This window comes from Amycolatopsis sp. CFH S0740 (genome assembly GCF_004522315.1).
Taxonomy (GTDB): domain Bacteria; phylum Actinomycetota; class Actinomycetes; order Mycobacteriales; family Pseudonocardiaceae; genus Amycolatopsis; species Amycolatopsis nivea.
In genome coordinates this window covers 74,430-89,155 of sequence record NZ_SDLS01000033.1, presented here as the reverse complement: position 1 = coordinate 89,155, position 14,726 = coordinate 74,430, and the positions used below count along the sequence as shown (strand labels likewise).

At 70.0% G+C, this 14,726-nt stretch carries 14 protein-coding genes; 8 read left to right on the top strand and 6 right to left on the bottom strand.

Annotated elements, in window-relative coordinates; translation table 11 throughout:
* The first annotated feature begins 70 nt into the window (after window positions 1–70).
* The 8 genes from EIZ45_RS38080 to EIZ45_RS38045 all read left to right on the top strand — a co-directional run bounded on the left by EIZ45_RS38080 (window position 71) and on the right by EIZ45_RS38045 (window position 8,540).
* Window positions 71–1,396, top strand: coding sequence for a cytochrome P450 (locus tag EIZ45_RS38080; protein ID WP_134668246.1), 1,326 nt, complete (start codon window positions 71–73; stop codon window positions 1,394–1,396).
* Window positions 1,393–2,601, top strand: a complete 1,209-nt coding sequence (locus EIZ45_RS38075) for an NAD(P)/FAD-dependent oxidoreductase (RefSeq protein ID WP_240690889.1) — start codon at window positions 1,393–1,395, stop codon at window positions 2,599–2,601. The genes EIZ45_RS38080 and EIZ45_RS38075 overlap by 4 nt, the downstream gene beginning before the upstream one ends.
* Window positions 2,602–2,614: 13 nt before the next feature.
* Window positions 2,615–2,932, top strand: coding sequence for a 2Fe-2S iron-sulfur cluster-binding protein (locus tag EIZ45_RS38070; protein WP_134668247.1), 318 nt, complete (start codon window positions 2,615–2,617; stop codon window positions 2,930–2,932).
* Between the two features lie 29 nt (window positions 2,933–2,961).
* Window positions 2,962–4,071 (top strand): NAD(P)-dependent alcohol dehydrogenase, encoded by a 1,110-nt coding sequence (locus tag EIZ45_RS38065; protein WP_134668248.1) that lies wholly within the window; start codon window positions 2,962–2,964, stop codon window positions 4,069–4,071.
* Window positions 4,071–5,522, top strand: coding sequence for an aldehyde dehydrogenase (locus EIZ45_RS38060; protein ID WP_134668249.1), 1,452 nt, complete (start codon window positions 4,071–4,073; stop codon window positions 5,520–5,522). The genes EIZ45_RS38065 and EIZ45_RS38060 overlap by 1 nt, the downstream gene beginning before the upstream one ends.
* A gap of 152 nt (window positions 5,523–5,674) precedes the next feature.
* Window positions 5,675–6,469 carry an enoyl-CoA hydratase-related protein gene (locus tag EIZ45_RS38055; protein WP_134668250.1) on the top strand — a complete coding sequence of 265 codons (795 nt, stop codon included), beginning with the start codon at window positions 5,675–5,677 and terminating at the stop codon, window positions 6,467–6,469.
* 21 nt (window positions 6,470–6,490) lie between these two features.
* Window positions 6,491–7,627 carry an acyl-CoA dehydrogenase family protein gene (locus EIZ45_RS38050; RefSeq protein WP_134668251.1) on the top strand — a complete coding sequence of 379 codons (1,137 nt, stop codon included), beginning with the start codon at window positions 6,491–6,493 and terminating at the stop codon, window positions 7,625–7,627.
* Window positions 7,628–7,643: 16 nt separating this feature from the next.
* Window positions 7,644–8,540 (top strand): SDR family oxidoreductase, encoded by an 897-nt coding sequence (locus tag EIZ45_RS38045; protein WP_134668252.1) that lies wholly within the window; start codon window positions 7,644–7,646, stop codon window positions 8,538–8,540.
* A gap of 42 nt (window positions 8,541–8,582) precedes the next feature.
* On the opposite strand, the gene EIZ45_RS38040 is transcribed toward EIZ45_RS38045, so the two are convergent.
* From EIZ45_RS38040 to EIZ45_RS38015, 6 genes are read right to left on the bottom strand one after another with little or no spacing between them, the layout of a single operon-like run.
* Window positions 8,583–10,124, bottom strand: a complete 1,542-nt coding sequence (locus EIZ45_RS38040; protein WP_134668253.1) for an amidase — start codon at window positions 10,122–10,124, stop codon at window positions 8,583–8,585.
* Entirely contained in the window at window positions 10,121–11,137 is a 1,017-nt protein-coding gene (locus EIZ45_RS38035) for a phosphotransferase family protein (RefSeq protein ID WP_134668254.1), read from the bottom strand. The genes EIZ45_RS38040 and EIZ45_RS38035 overlap by 4 nt, the downstream gene beginning before the upstream one ends.
* Window positions 11,134–12,066 carry a hypothetical protein gene (locus EIZ45_RS38030; RefSeq protein ID WP_134668255.1) on the bottom strand — a complete coding sequence of 311 codons (933 nt, stop codon included), beginning with the start codon at window positions 12,064–12,066 and terminating at the stop codon, window positions 11,134–11,136. The genes EIZ45_RS38035 and EIZ45_RS38030 overlap by 4 nt, the downstream gene beginning before the upstream one ends.
* A 5-nt stretch (window positions 12,067–12,071) precedes the next feature.
* Window positions 12,072–12,887 carry an enoyl-CoA hydratase/isomerase family protein gene (locus tag EIZ45_RS38025; protein ID WP_134736102.1) on the bottom strand — a complete coding sequence of 272 codons (816 nt, stop codon included), beginning with the start codon at window positions 12,885–12,887 and terminating at the stop codon, window positions 12,072–12,074.
* A gap of 11 nt (window positions 12,888–12,898) precedes the next feature.
* On the bottom strand, window positions 12,899–13,705 hold the full coding sequence (locus EIZ45_RS38020; protein ID WP_134668257.1) for an enoyl-CoA hydratase/isomerase family protein: 807 nt from the start codon (window positions 13,703–13,705) through the stop codon (window positions 12,899–12,901).
* Window positions 13,705–14,721, bottom strand: coding sequence for an LLM class flavin-dependent oxidoreductase (locus EIZ45_RS38015; protein WP_134668258.1), 1,017 nt, complete (start codon window positions 14,719–14,721; stop codon window positions 13,705–13,707). The genes EIZ45_RS38020 and EIZ45_RS38015 overlap by 1 nt, the downstream gene beginning before the upstream one ends.
* Window positions 14,722–14,726: the final 5 nt, after the last annotated feature.

The following is a 14,726-nucleotide window of genomic DNA, read 5'->3' as shown; positions in this document are numbered from 1 at the left end:
GCCACGTCTGTTGGACCAAAGATTGGACCAACAACGTGCACCGCAGCCGTTACCCCGGAGGGAAGTTCCGATGACCACCACGCCCGAGGTGTCCACCCGCCCGATCCCCGAGGAGATCGCGAAACAGGTCGTGCTGCCGGAGGGGCACCGCGACGACGGACCGCTCTTCGAGGCCTACCGCTGGCTGCGCGAAAACCATCCGCTGGGCCAGGTGCAGGTCGAGGGCTACGACCCGGTCTGGCTGGTCGCCAAGCACGCCGACATCATGGAGATCGAGCGGCAGCCGCACGTGTTCACCAGCGGCGGGGGCGACGAGCCGGGCTCGCACAACCCGATCCTGCAGAACCAGGCCGGCGACGCGTTCACCCAGCAGCTCACCGGCGGCAGCCTGCGCATCCTGGACACGCTGACCTACCTCGACCCGCCCGAGCACACGCAGATCAAGGACATCGCGAACGACTGGTTCCGCCCGGCGAACCTGAAGAAGTGGGAAGACCGGATCCGGCAGCTGGCCCGCGAGGCGATCGGCAAGTACCTGCGCAGCGGCGCCAACGAGATCGACTTCGTGCAGCAGTTCGCGCTCTACTACCCGCTGCACGTGATCATGTCCCTGTTCGGCGTCCCGGAAGAGGACGAACCGCGGATGATGACGCTGACGCAGGAGTTCTTCGGCACCGCTGACCCGGACGCGCAGCGCGAGGACGTCGAGCCGCTCACGCCCGAAGCGGCCGCGCAGCAGTGGTCCGCCGCGATCAACGACTTCTACGCCTACTTCGACAAGCTGGTCGAGGACCGGCGCGCGGACCCGCGGGACGACCTGGCCACCATCATCGCCCGCGCCCGCGACGAGAACGGCGAGTACTACCGCAAGGAGTTCGCCTACGGCTGGTTCATCGCGATCGCCACGGCCGGCCACGACACGACCTCGAGCACGATGGCGGGCGCGATCGAGGCGCTGGCGATGTTCCCGGACCAGCTGGCCAAGGTGCAGCACCGTCCCGAGCTGATCCCGGACCTGGTCAACGAAGCCCTGCGCTGGGTTTCGCCGGTCAAGCAGTTCACCCGGCGCGCGCAGGAGGACTACGTGCTGCGCGGGCAGCAGATCCGCAAGGGCGACCGGTTCATGTTGCTCTACCAGTCGGCCAACCGGGACGCCGACGTGTTCGAGGAGCCGGACACCTTCCGCCTGGACCGCAAGCCCAACCGGCACATCGCCTTCGGCTACGGCCCGCACATGTGCATCGGGCAGCACCTGGCGAAGCTGGAGCTGCGGATCATGTTCGAGGAACTGCTGCCGCGGATCGCGGGGGTCGAGGTGACCGGCCAGCGCAAGCCCGTGGTCACCAACTTCGTCGGCGGGCTGCGGAAACTGCCGGTCCGGCTGGATCTGTCGTGACCGGGCGGGTGCTGGTCGTCGGCGCGGGCCACGCCGGCGCGACGGTGGCCGGCCTGCTGCGGCAGGCGGGCCACCCCGGGCCGGTGGAGCTGTTCGGCGACGAGCTGGACCTGCCTTACCAGCGTCCGCCGCTGTCGAAGAAGTTCGCCGAAGGACAGCTCGAACAATGGCTGCGGCCGGCGGAGTTCTACCGGGAGCAGGACATCACGGTCCGGCTCGGCGAACAGGTCACCGCGATCGACCGGGACCGCCGGTGCGTGCGGACCGACACGGGCCGGACCCACGGCTACGAGTACCTGATTCTCGCGACCGGCGCGGAGCCGCGCCCGTTGCCGGTACCCGGTTCGGGTTTGCCCGGCGTCGTGTCGCTGCGGACGCTGGCCGACGCGCGGGTGCTGCGCAAATGCGTCGAGGAGCGGCGCGCGCTGGTCATCGTCGGCGGCGGGTACATCGGGCTGGAGGTCGCGGCGGTCGCGCGGGCGAACGGCGTGGCGGTGACGATCGTCGAACGGGAGGACCGGGTGCTTGCCCGGGTCGCCAGTCCCCGGCTGTCGGAGATCCTGGCCGCACACCACCAGGGACAGGGCACCCGGATCGTGACCGGCGCGGACGTCGTGCGGATCGACGGCGACGACCGGGTGCGGGCAGTCGTGCTCGGCGACGGCGGGGAAATCCCGTGCGAGGCGGTGCTGGTCGGGATCGGCGCCACGCCGCGCGACCGGCTGGCCGCGGAGGCCGGACTGGTGTGCGCGCAAGGGATCGTCGTCGATGCGCAGGCGCGTACGAGCGACCCGCACATCCTGGCGATCGGCGACGTGACACGACGTCAGCTGAGCACGGGTTCGCTGGCCCGGCTGGAAAGCATCCCGAGCGCGACCGAGCAGGCAAAGCAGGCGGTCGCCGCGATCACCGGCGCGCCGCCGGTCGCGCCCGAGGTGCCGTGGTTCTGGTCGGATCAGTTCGACCTCAAGCTCAAGATCGCCGGGCTGGTGCCGCCCGGCCCCGGCACGGTGCTGCGCGGCGATCCCGCGAGCGGCCGGTTCGCGCTGTTCCACCACCTCGGCGGCATCGTCGCCGCGGTCGAGTCCGCCAACTCCCCCGCCGAGTTCATGGCGGGCAAGAAGTTCATCGCGTCCGGCACCCGGATCGACCCGGCCCGGCTGGCCGACGCCACGGTCCCGGTGCGAGACGCGGTCATTCAGTGAATACGGAGACATCATGCCGAAAGTGAGCTACCAACTGCCCGACGGAACCACGCACGATCTCGAAGTCCCTTGTGGACAGAGCGTGATGGACGGCTCCGTGCGCAGCAACCTGCCCGGCATCGTCGCCGAATGCGGCGGCGGCTGCTCGTGCGCCACTTGCCACGTCTATCTCGAAGAAGGAGCGTCCTTTTTCGACGAACCGACGGACGAGGAGCGGGAACTGCTCGAGTTCGCCGAGGACGCGCGGCCCAACTCCCGGCTGTCGTGCCAGCTGATCCTCACCGAGTCCTGCTCGGGCGTGCGCGTCACGGTCCCCGATTCCAACGGCTAGCAATCCCCCACCGGACAAAGGAGTTCGACATGGACGTCACCGCCGCGGTGGCCACGGAGATCGGTGGCCCCTTCGCGATCAAGCAGCTCGCGCTCGCCGATCCGGCACCCGGCGAGGTGCTCGTCGAGATCGCCGGGGTCGGCCTGTGCCACACCGACCTCGCTGCCAAGGACGGGCACTTGCCGTTCCCGCTGCCCGGGGTCTTCGGGCACGAAGGCAGTGGGGTCGTCACTGCTGTGGGCAGTGCGGTCACCAAGGTCGAACCTGGCGACAAAGTGGTGCTCAGCTTCGACAGCTGCGGCCACTGCACGCAGTGCGACGCCGGTGAACCTGCCTACTGCCAGGAGTTCATGGCCTACAACTTCGGCGGCGCACGCCAGGACGGCACCAGCCCGCTGAGTGACAGCGGCGAGCCTGTGGGCTCGGCGTTCTTCGGGCAATCGTCATTCGCAACCCACGCGCTCGCCCGCGAGCGCAACGTGGTCAAGGTGCCCGGCGACGCGCCGCTGGCAGTGCTCGGGCCGCTCGGCTGCGGCGTGCAGACCGGCGCTGGCGCGGTGCTCAACTCCCTGGACTGCCAGCCGGGCGGCACTCTGCTGGTGCTCGGCGGCGGTTCGGTGGGGCTGTCGGCCGTCCTCGCCGGGGTCGTACGGGAGCTGAGCCGGATCATCGTGGTGGAACCGCATGCCGCGCGGCGCGATCTCGCGCTTTCGCTGGGCGCGACCCATGTGGTCGACCCCGGTGCCGGCCCGCTGGCCGAGCAGGTGCGCGCGATCGCGGCCGAGGGCGCCGATTACGCCATCGACACGACCGGAATCGCCGCCGTGCTGCAGGACGCGATGCAGGCGCTGGCGCATCGCGCCAAGGTCGGCATCATCGGCGTGCCCGCCGATCCCGAGGCGGCTCTGGCGCTCAACCTCATCCAGGCGCAGGTGCTCGGCGTCCGGGTGATGGGGATCGTCGAGGGCGACAGCGATCCCGACGTGTTCATCCCGGAGCTGCTGGAACTGCACCGCACCGGCCGGTTCCCGTTCGACAAGCTCGTCACCACCATGCCGTTCACCGAGATCAACGAGGCCGTCGCCGCGCAGCACCGCGGGGACGCCGTGAAAATCGTGCTTGTGCACGGGGAGCTGTGATGACACTCGACTACGACCGGCTCTATCTCGCGGGCGACTGGGCCGAACCCGCTTCGGCGCAACGGATCCCAGTACGCTCGGCCACCACCGAAGAACCGATCGGCAGCGTGCCGGAGGCAGCCGAGGCGGACGTCGACACCGCTGTCGCGGCTGCGCGGCGGGCCTTCGACGATCCCTCCGGCTGGTCCCGGAATCCACAGCTGCGCGCCGAAGCATTGGAACGCTTCGCGGCGGCGCTGGAAAGCCGGGCCGCCGAGACCTCGCGCCGCGTGACCATTCAGAACGGCATGCCGATCAGCCTGGCGCAGCAGTTCGAAGGCGGATTCCCGCCGGTGCTGCTGCGGTACTTCTCGGGCCTGGCGACGGGCTCGCCGCAGGAAGAGACTCGGCCGGGCATGCTCGGCGGCAGCTCGCGCGTGCTGCGGGAACCGATCGGCGTCGTGGCGGCGATCGTGCCGTGGAACGTGCCGCAAGCCATCACCTTCCTGAAACTGGCCCCCGCGCTGGCGGCCGGCTGCACGGTGGTGCTCAAACCGGCGCCGGAGACGGTGCTCGACGCGATGCTGATGTGCGAGGCGGCCGCCGAGGCGGGACTGCCCGAAGGCGTGCTGAACGTCGTTCCCGGCGGTCGCGAGCTCGGCGCTTACCTGATCGCCCATCCCGGTGTGGACAAGGTCTCCTTCACCGGTTCCACCGCGGCGGGCCGCTCGATCGCGGAGACCTGCGGGCGGCTGCTGCGGCCGGTCACGCTGGAACTCGGCGGGAAATCGGCGGCGATCGTGCTCGACGACGCCGACCTGGCGGCCACCATCGAAAGCTTCTTCGCCGCCACCTTGCTCAACAACGGCCAGATCTGCTGGCTCGGCACGCGGGTGCTCGCGCCGCGCGCCCGCTACGCCGAGGTCGTGGACACTGTCACGGATCTCGCGCGTTCGCTGAACGTCGGCGACCCGCTGGAGGAGACCACCCAGCTGGGTCCGCTGGTCTCTGCCCGGCAGCGGGACCGGGTGGAGTCCTACATCGCCAAGGGCCTCGGCGACGGCGCCCGGCTGACCACCGGCGGCGCCCGGCCCGCCGACCGGGACCGGGGCTGGTTCGTGCAACCCACGGTGTTCGCCGACGTGGACAACAACCACACCATCGCGCAGGAGGAGATCTTCGGGCCGGTGCTGTCGGTGATCCCCTATGCCGACGAGGACGAGGCGGTCGCCATCGCCAACGCCAGCGAGTACGGCCTCGGCGGCACGGTGTGGACCGCCGACCCGGACCGCGGCGAGGCGGTGGCCAGGCGGGTCGCTTCGGGAACGATCGGTATCAACGCCTACACCAACGATCCGGTCGCGCCGTTCGGCGGAATCAAGTCCAGCGGGATCGGCCGCGAGCTCGGCCCCGAGGGACTGCACTCCTACCAGGTGTTCAAGACCATCTACCTGGACCCCAGCAAGGGGTAGCCGAGCTATCCACAAAGGGGTAAATCCCTCCTCCTTCCGCACTCCGGGGCGGCGGCGCTCTTGATAACGCTCGTTCACAGACCTACGTTCGGTGAAGGGCGGGAGCGCCGCCGCTTCGACGTTCTTCCGACGGGGAAAGGATCGCGGTCTTCATGGACGAGTTCACCGACATCAGCTACAAGGTCGAGGACGGCCTGGCCTGGATCACCATCAACCGGCCGGAGCGGTACAACTCGTTCCGCGCCCGCACGGTCGACGAGCTGGTGAAGGCGTTCAAGAAAGCCTGGGGCAGCGGCGAGGTCGGCGTCATCTGCCTGACCGGCGCGGGCGACAAGGCGTTCTGCACCGGCGGCGACCAGAAACAGCGCGCCGAGACCGGCGACTACGGCCCCTCGGACTCCGGCCTGTTCGAGATCGACGCTCTGCACCACGTCATCCGCGACGTGCCCAAGCCGGTGATCGCCGCGGTGAACGGCTTCGCCATCGGCGGCGGCCACGTGCTGCACGTGCTGTGCGACCTCACGATCGCCGCGGACACCGCGAAGTTCGGCCAGAACGGGCCGCGCGTCGGATCCTTCGACGCCGGGTTCGGCACCGGCTACCTCGCCCGCATCCTCGGCGAGAAGCGCGCCCGCGAGGTGTGGTTCCTCTGCCGCCGCTACACCGCGGCCCAGATGGAGAACTGGGGCCTGGTCAACAGCGTCGTGCCGCAGGAGGACCTGTACCAGGAGGTGCGCACCTGGGCGGACGAGATCCTCTCCCTGTCCCCCACCGCGCTCAAGGTGCTCAAGCAGTCGTTCAACACCGACACCGAGCAGTTCGCGAGCACCGGGCAGCTGGCGTACTCCTATCTGCACTCGTTCGGCGAGTCCGAGGAGGCGCAGGAGGGCATCAAGGCGTTCAACGAGAAGCGCAAGCCCGACTTCGCCCCGTACCGCGGCAACTGAGCGGAAACGAGCGTTATCACGATGCGTTTCACGAAGGAACAGGAAAGCTTCGCCGCCGCGGTGCGCGCGTTCTGTGAAGCCGAGTGCGGCACGCTCGCCCAGCGGGACGCGCTCACCGACGGCGGGAAGCTCTCCAACAGCCCGGAGATCCTGCGCAAGCTCGCCGCACAAGGCTGGCTCGGGGTCTCGATCCCGGAGGCGTATGGCGGCGGCGGGGCCGGCATGGTCGAAGAGTGCCTCTTCCTGGAGGAGACCTCGCGCGGGCTGGCCCCGATCACCGGGTACTCCACCGGTCTGACCGCGGGCCAGACTTACCTGCGGTACGGCACCGAGGAACAGAAGAAGGACATCCTCGGCGGGCTGTGCGCCGGGGCACTGGAGGCGATCGCGCTGTCCGAGCCGGGTGCGGGCTCGGACCTCGGTTCGGTGCGGATCAAGGCCGTGCCGGACGGCGATCACTACGTCGTGGACGGGCAGAAAACCTGGACGTCCGCGGCGCACGTCGCCAAGCACCTGCTGTTGCTGGCTCGCACCGACTCGAGCGGGCCGAAGCACCAGGGCCTGACGCTGCTGATCGTGCCGACCGACGTGCCGGGTCTGGAGATCCGGCCGATCGAGACGATGGAAGCGCACACGGTCAACGACCTGTTCTTCACCGGCGTGCGGATCCCGGCGGCGAACGTCGTCGGCGAGGTGGGCCAGGCTTGGAAGCACCTGATGCGCGGGCTGAGCGTTGAACGGCTCATCATCGCCGCGATGTCGCTCGGCGCGGCCGAGCGTTCGCTGGACGACCTGCTCGGCTACGTCAAGCAGCGCGAGCAGTTCGGCCGCACCATCGGCAGTTTCCAGGCGGTGCGGCACCGGATCGCCGATCTGGCCACCGAAATCGCCTACGCCAAGGCGTTCGTCTACGACGTGGCCGCCCGGATCGACGCGGGCGAGGAGGACCAGCTCGCCCGGGAAGGATCGATGGCCAAGCTCAAGTGCACGGAGATCGCCAAGCACACCGCACTGGAGGCCATGCAGCTCATGGGCGGCTACGGCTATGCCCGCGAGTACGGCATGGAAGGCCAGGTCCGCAAGGCGCTGGCACCGCCGATTTACGGCGGTACGAACGAAATCCAGCGCGAGATCATCAGCAAGAGCTTCGGGCTCTGACACGAGGGACCATCGCATGGCAACGACGAAGTCCGTGTTCGCGCCCGATCTCCTGGCGGGGCACCGCATCCTGATCACCGGCGGCGGCACCGGCCTCGGCCGGGGCGTCGCCGGGCACCTCACCGCGCACGGCGCGCAGGTCCATCTGTGGGGCCGCCGCGAAACGGTGCTCGCCGAAGCCGCCGAGGAGGCGGGCGAGCCGGGCACGGTGCACTACCAGACCGTCGACGTCCGCGACGCGGACCAGGTGGACGCCGCGATGGCGGAGATCTGGTCCGGGCACGGGCCGCTCACCGGAGTGATCAACAACGCCGCCGCGAATTTCATCGCACCCACGAAGTCGTTGAGCGCGCGCGGTTTCGAGGCGGTCAGCTCGACGGTGATGAACGGTTCGTTCAACACCACGCACGCCGCGGGCCGGCGCTGGATCGAACAGGGCCTGCCGGGAGTGGTGCTGTCGACGCTGACCACGTGGGTCTGGAGCGGCTCGGCTTTCGTGGTGCCCTCGGCCATGGCGAAAGCGGCCGTCCACGCGATGACGATGTCGCTGGCGGTGGAATGGGCGCGGTACGGGATCCGGCTCAACGCGCTGGCTCCCGGGCCGATCCCGACCGACTACGCCTGGGAAATGCTCAACCCGACCGACAAGAGCGGCGTCGGCGCGACCCAGGCCGACCAGGTGCCGATGGGCCGGATGGGCACGGTGGAGGAATTGGCGAACCTGACCGTCTTCCTGCTGTCCGACGCTTGCCCGTACCTGACCGGCGAGACGATCGCGATGGACGGCGGCCAGCGGCTGGCCGGGCCGGGCACCTTCGCTGGCCTGACCGCACTGTCCGACGAGGACTGGACGGAAATCAGGGAACAGAGCAAGAAAGCCAGCGCGGCGGCGAAGGCACAGCGCAGCGTGTGAACGGGTCGGGCCGCTTGCCTCGGGCGAGGCAAGCGGCCCAGCTCAGCGCCCGCAGTCGAAGCCGCCGCTCGGGTCGGCGTAGCGGGCCTCGGACACGTTCGCCAGCGACTCCCCCAATTCCACCAATCCCGTTGAAATAGCGGCTACCGCTTCGTCTTCGGCGCCCTGCGCCGTACGCATCGGGGCGGCCGCGACCGGAGTCGGTGGCTCGTCGAGGTGGAACGCCGTGCGCTGCTGCACCGCGTCGCCGGCCCGCACGACCAGCCCTTCTTCCCACCGCCGCCCGGCCAGCGACAACGCGAGCGGCAGTCCTAGCCCGGAGAGCCCCATCGGGAGCACGAGCACCGGATTGCCCAACGGATTCCAATACGCCGTGTGCAGCGAGGTCATCACGCTGGTCGGGTCCAGGCCGGTGACCTCCGCCAACGACGGTGCGCCGAGGTGTCCCATCGGTGTGGCGATCAGGTCGACGGTCTCCAGCAGCGCGTCCATTTTCGCCTGAGCGACACGTCGGACCCGCATCGCTTGCAGGTAGTGCGCCGCAGTGATCGCCCGCGCGCTGCTGAGCAACACCCGGGTCGCCTGTCCGTAGTCGGCGCCGCGGGCACGCAGATCTCCCTCGTGGTAGCTGAGCGCCTCGGCGAGCATCACCACCGAGTCGATCGCCTGCAGTTCGGGGTACATCGGCAGGTCCACCGGCACGAGTTCCGCGCCCGCGTCGGCCAGCACGCCAAGCGCCGCCGCGAAGCAGCGCCCCGTCTCCGGGTCAGCCCGCGGGGCAAAGCGGTCGAGGTCGTCGACTCCGACCCGCACGCCCCGGAGGTCGCCGGTGAGGCCGCCCAGGTAGTCGCCGGGCTTCGTCTCCGCGGCGTATGGGTCGGCTGGATGGTGCCCGGCCAGCACCGACAGCAGCAGCGCGCAGTCCCGTGCGCTGCGCGCCAGCGGACCGACATGGTCGAGGGTGTAGCTCAGCGGCACCATCCCCGCCTTCGGAACGCGGCCGAAGGTCGGCTTGAGCCCGGTGACACCGTTGAATCCAGCGGGCATCCGGATGCTGCCCGCGGTGTCGGAGCCGAGCGCGCCCAGCACCATCCCGGACGCGACGCCGCTGCCGCATCCGGAACTTGAGCCACCGGCGTAGTGGGCGGAGTTCCACGCGTTGCGGGGCACCGGAAACGGCTTGCCGGGGTCGGGCACGCCGAGGGCGAACTCCATGGTGGTGAGCTTCCCGAGCACGATTCCGCCTGCGCGCCGCAGCCGGGCGACGGCCGGGGCGTCACCGATCCCTTCCGCCCAGCCGCGATCCAGCACCAGGCTTTGCGCCGTCGTGGGGCCGCCCTCGGCAGCCAGGATGTCCTTGACCCCCAAGGGAATGCCGTCGAGCGGGCCGACGGGCTCGCCGCGCGCGAACCGGTCGTCGGCCGCGCGGGCCGCCTCCCGGGCACCGGCGTCGTCACGATGCAGGAAGACCCCGAGCACCGGGTCGAACGCATCCGCCCGCGCTATCGCCTCCTCGACCAGTTCCGCCGCGCTCGCCCGGCCCGCGCGCAGATCCGCCGCGGCACCGGTGATCGTCCTGATCACGAGGCCGCTTGCTCGGCCGCTGCCAGGAACGACTTCACGAGTCCGGAGTCCGCGTAGTACTCGTCCCCCACACCTTGCACGGCCCGCCGTCGCCCGTATTCGTACAGGACAGCCAGCTTCCACAGCGCCAGCGCGGTGTACCAGCCCAGGCCGGACAGATCCCGTCCGGTCTGGTCCGCATACCGCTCGGCCAGCTCGGCCCGCGTGGGATAACCCTCCTCCAGCGCCGCGACCCCGAGGTCTTCGGTCGGCGTCCGCACCTGTCCGGCGACCGGCCAGGACGCCAGGAAGTAGCCGACGTCGAACAGCGGGTCCCCGAGCGTGGCCAGTTCCCAGTCGAGCACCGCGAGAACACGTCCTGGCGAATCCGGGGCGACGATCACGTTCCCCAGCCGGTAGTCGTTGTGCACGATGGTCGCCCCCGCCTCGGCGGGCACGTGCGCGGCGAGCCACGCGTCGATCGCGGCGAATTCCGCGGGCGGCTTGCCGTCGCCGTCGGCGATGAGACGACCCATCCGGCGGAAGTGCCGGGCGTTGAACCCCTCCGGCCGGCCGAGATCTCCCAGCCCGCGCGCGACCCAGTCCACTGAGTGCAGGGTGGCCAGGGTGTCCGCAAGGGACTCGCCGATCCGCCGCCGGTCGGCCGGAGTGTCCAGCTCGGGAGGCGTGCGTTCGGTGATCACCGGCCCCTCGACGTAGCTCATCACGTAGAACGGCACGTCGAGCACTTCGCCCGGTTGTCCGGTGGCGAGCACCTCGGCCACCGGAACGCCGGTCCCCGCCAGCGCGCCGATCAGCTTCGCCTCCCGCAGCATGTCGTGCGCCCCGGGCGGGGTCGGCGGCGGAGGCGGACGGCGCACGACGGCCTGCCGCTGTCCGTCGCTGACCAAGAACGTCAGGTTGGAGTGCCCGTCGCCGATCCGCCGCGTGCTGACCGGACCCGAGCAAATCCCTTTCCGGGCGAGGAAATCGGCCAGCAGGGCGCGCTGCTGCTCGCTCCAGTCCCAGCTCATCGACCGCTCTCGATCAGGTGCTGCAGGTACTGGCCGGGCCAATGCGTCTCGAACTGCCCCGCACCTTCCTCGCCGTCGATGGTGACAGTGCAGGCGGCCTCGGTGATCACGGTGCCCATGGGGTCCTTGGTGGGCAGCTTGATCACGCCGTACGCGTCCATCACCAGCCGGGTGGTCTCGCCGGTGATGTCCACGACGTCCGCTTCAAGGTGCTTCTGCGTCATGTCGTCGTGGTACTCGGCGTGGTGCTTGATGTGCGAGACCGGCACCGTGACCCCGTCTTTGACCACGTACCCGGCGAAGCCCCATTCGCCGCGGGCGATCCAGATCCAGCCGTTGACGACCCGGCCGGATTCGGTGTAGGCGATGAACCACTTCCAGTGGTGCGGCACGCCCCAGTCGCGGGTGCCCCACGAATGGTCCCGGTGCCCCTTGCGGTCCAGGGAAATCCGCCGTCCGCCGGCCTCCAGGAACCCGGTCACGTGCCCGGTCTGCTCCAGCCGGTTGGCGGCGAACCACGACGGCAGCCCGTCGGGATTGCTCTTGTAGCTGAACGCGTCGTGCAGCGCGGTGAAGTCGAACTGCAGGTTCACTTCGTCGCTGACGTAGCTGACCTGCGCGGTGCGGCGCAGTTCCGGCTGCTTGACCGAGAGACCCTCGAACTCGAAGTTGTCCAAGTCCATCTCGTCGCCGACGGAGCCCTGCGCGAGCTTGAGCGCGACCGGTTCCTTGTCTGGGCCCCAAACCGAGACGTTGTAGCCGGTCTTGCCTCGGTTGGTCAGGTACAGGTAGACCTGCATGCCGAGGTGCTCGTCGGGCAGGATCATCTCCCAGAACAGCGAATCCCGCATCCGGCCGCCGGGCTCCGGCCAGTGCCGCAGGTCGTCGTGCGGACCGAAACCCGGGTCGATGTCGCCTAGGGTCACCATCTTCGTCACCTTCCCGTGAACTGCGGCGCGCGCTTGTCCTTGAACGCCGCCAATGCCTCGGTCATGTCGTCGCAGCGGGTCAGCAGCGCCTGCCCGCGGTTCTCCAGCTCCAATGCCCCGGCGTAGCTCGCGACTTCTTGGTTGCGCTGCAGTGCCCGCTTGGACATCCGCACGCCGCCGGGCGAGTTCCCGGCGATCTGCCGGGCTGTCTCCAGCGCCTCGTCCATCAGGTTCCCGCTCGGGACGACGCGGTTCGCCAAGCCGATCCGTGCCGCTTCCTCGGCGGCGACAACCCTTGCCGTGTAGGCGATCTCGGCCGCCCGGCCCGGACCGACGAGCCGGGTCAGCTGCCACGACGTGCCCAGCTCCCCCGCCGAAAGGCCGACCTTGACGAAGGCGGCGTTGAACTTCGCCGTCGGCGCGGCGAGCCGGATGTCCGCCGCCAGCGCGAGCGAAAGACCGCCGCCCGACGCGGCGCCGTGCACCGCCGCGATCACCGGGAACGGCAGCTCGCGGATGGCGGCCAGGCCACCGGTCGCGGTCTCCTGGAAGTGCAGGAACTCCCGCACGCCCATCCGCGTGATCACGTCGATCTCGTCCAGGTCGAACCCCGCGCAGAACGCCCGCTCGCCGGCACCGGTCACGATCAGCGCGCGGGCCTTGCTGTCCCGCATCGCCCTGGCCGCCGCGAGGAATTCGCCGAACATGCGCACCGTCATGGAATTCATCCGGTCCGGCCGGTTGATCCGCAGCACCAGCACGCCTTCCTCGGGCGATTCGAGCGTGAGGGTCCGCAGTTCCGGGACCTCGAAGTCGATCATGGCGGGTTCCCTCAGCGTCCAGTGAACTTCGGCGCGCGCTTCTCCTTGAAGGCAGCCAGCGCTTCGGGCATGTCCTCGCTCCGGGTGAGCAGTGCCTGCCCGCGGTTCTCCAGTTCCAGCGCGGCGGCGTACGAGGTGATCTCCAGGTTCGCCTGCAGCGCCCGCTTGGACAGCTGCACGCCGCCGGGCGAGTTGGCGCGGATCAGCCGGGCCATCGCGATGGTCTCGTCCAGCAGCTTCTCTCCGGGCACCACGCGGTTGACCAGCCCGATCCGCTCGGCCTCCTCGGCGAACACGAACCGTCCGGTGTAGGCGATTTCCGATGCGAGCGCGGGGCCGATCAGCCGCGGCAGCAGCCAGGACGAGCCGAGATCGCCCGCCGACAGTCCGATGCGGACGAAGGCGGCGTTGAACTTCGCCGACTCGGCGGCCAGGCGGATGTCCGCGGCCAGCGCGAGCGCCAGACCGCCGCCCGCGGCCGCCCCGTTGACCGCGGCGAGGACCGGGATGCGCAGCGACCGCAAGGCCGACAGCGCGCGGACCGCGTGTTCCTGCCGTTCCAGCATGCCCAGCGCGGTCAGCCCGGCCAGCTCGTCGGCGTCGTCGAGGTCGTATCCGGCGCAGAACGCCTTGCCGGCGCCGGTGACGATCAGCACCCGGGTGTCATCGTCGTCGCCGAGCGCGAAGGCCAGTTCCTCGAGCTCGGCGAACATGCGCACCGTCATCGAGTTCAGGGACTCCGGGCGGTTGAGCGTCGCCACCACGATGCCCTCTTCGGGCCGGGACAGCTCCAGCGTCTCCGGTTTCAGCTCCGCCATCAGCGCATTCCCTCCACAATGGACTCTGTCGCGTCCTCGGCTTCTTCGGGCTTGAGCCCCCACGGCACGCTGACGAGGTTCAGATGGTCGTAGTCGCGCGCGTGCACCGCCACGCGTTCCTTGAGTTCGCCGGGACGGCAGGCCACTCCGACGGCGTCGATCGCCTCGTCCGGCACCGCAGCGGCCATCGCCTCGGGATCCCGGTTCCGCGCCGCCTCCCGGATCCGGTCCTGAGCTTCGGTCCAGCCGTGTAGCGCGAAAAGCCGGTCGTACACGCGGGAAGCGGCGTACTGCGCGACGGCGAAGGCCAGGCGGCGGCGTGCCGCCTCTTCGTCGGAATCCACTGCGCACATGAGGATGCCCATCAGCTGCACGTCGCTCGCCGCGCGGCCGGAGTCCGTCAGCCCCTTGGCCAGGCCCGGCCGCACGACCTCCCGCACGTAGGCGGAGGTGAACATCGGATGCCCGACCAGCCCGTCCGAGACCCGGCCCGCCACGCGCAGCATCAGGGGGTTGACCCCGGCGGTCCAGATCGGCAGGTTCTCCTGGACCGGCGGCGGGGTGTCGGAGGTGGGCTTGAGCCGGACCCGGTAGAACCGGCCCTCGTGCTCGACCGGCCCCTCGTGCAGGCGCCAGAGCTTGCGCAGCACGGTGACCAGCTCCTCCATCCGGGCGGCCGGGGCCTCGCCGCTGACGCCGTGCCAGTCCTCCATCATCCGCGGGGTTCCGTTGCCCAGCCCGAGGGTGAGCCTGCCGCCGGACAGCTCGTCGAGGTCGCGCGCCTCGGCGGCCCACACGAGCGGGGTGCGGCCGACCCCGTAGGCGATGTTGCTGCCCAGCCGGACCCGGCTGGTGGCGTTCGCCAGCACCGCGAGCGGCACGGTCACCGACCGGTTGTACAGCTCGTTGGCCCACACCGCGGAGAATCCGGCCTTCTCGGCCCTGGCCGCGAGGCCGGCGAGCCGCCGGTAGCGCTCGGGTCCGCTGCCCGCGCTGAACACGGTCAGTCCGTACATTCCTG

What these genes read in the sequence shown, in the direction of transcription:
- EIZ45_RS38080 (WP_134668246.1), top strand. Translation starts at nt 71, where the DNA reads ATGACCACCACGCCCGAGGTGTCCACCCGCCCGATCCCCGAGGAGATC.
- EIZ45_RS38070 (WP_134668247.1), top strand. Translation starts at nt 2,615, where the DNA reads ATGCCGAAAGTGAGCTACCAACTGCCCGACGGAACCACGCACGATCTC.
- EIZ45_RS38065 (WP_134668248.1), top strand. Translation starts at nt 2,962, where the DNA reads ATGGACGTCACCGCCGCGGTGGCCACGGAGATCGGTGGCCCCTTCGCG.
- EIZ45_RS38060 (WP_134668249.1), top strand. Translation starts at nt 4,071, where the DNA reads ATGACACTCGACTACGACCGGCTCTATCTCGCGGGCGACTGGGCCGAA.
- EIZ45_RS38055 (WP_134668250.1), top strand. Translation starts at nt 5,675, where the DNA reads ATGGACGAGTTCACCGACATCAGCTACAAGGTCGAGGACGGCCTGGCC.
- EIZ45_RS38050 (WP_134668251.1), top strand. Translation starts at nt 6,491, where the DNA reads ATGCGTTTCACGAAGGAACAGGAAAGCTTCGCCGCCGCGGTGCGCGCG.
- EIZ45_RS38045 (WP_134668252.1), top strand. Translation starts at nt 7,644, where the DNA reads ATGGCAACGACGAAGTCCGTGTTCGCGCCCGATCTCCTGGCGGGGCAC.
- EIZ45_RS38035 (WP_134668254.1), bottom strand. Translation starts at nt 11,137, where the DNA reads ATGAGCTGGGACTGGAGCGAGCAGCAGCGCGCCCTGCTGGCCGATTTC.
- EIZ45_RS38030 (WP_134668255.1), bottom strand. Translation starts at nt 12,066, where the DNA reads ATGGTGACCCTAGGCGACATCGACCCGGGTTTCGGTCCGCACGACGAC.
- EIZ45_RS38025 (WP_134736102.1), bottom strand. Translation starts at nt 12,887, where the DNA reads ATGATCGACTTCGAGGTCCCGGAACTGCGGACCCTCACGCTCGAATCG.
- EIZ45_RS38020 (WP_134668257.1), bottom strand. Translation starts at nt 13,705, where the DNA reads ATGGCGGAGCTGAAACCGGAGACGCTGGAGCTGTCCCGGCCCGAAGAG.
- EIZ45_RS38015 (WP_134668258.1), bottom strand. Translation starts at nt 14,721, where the DNA reads ATGTACGGACTGACCGTGTTCAGCGCGGGCAGCGGACCCGAGCGCTAC.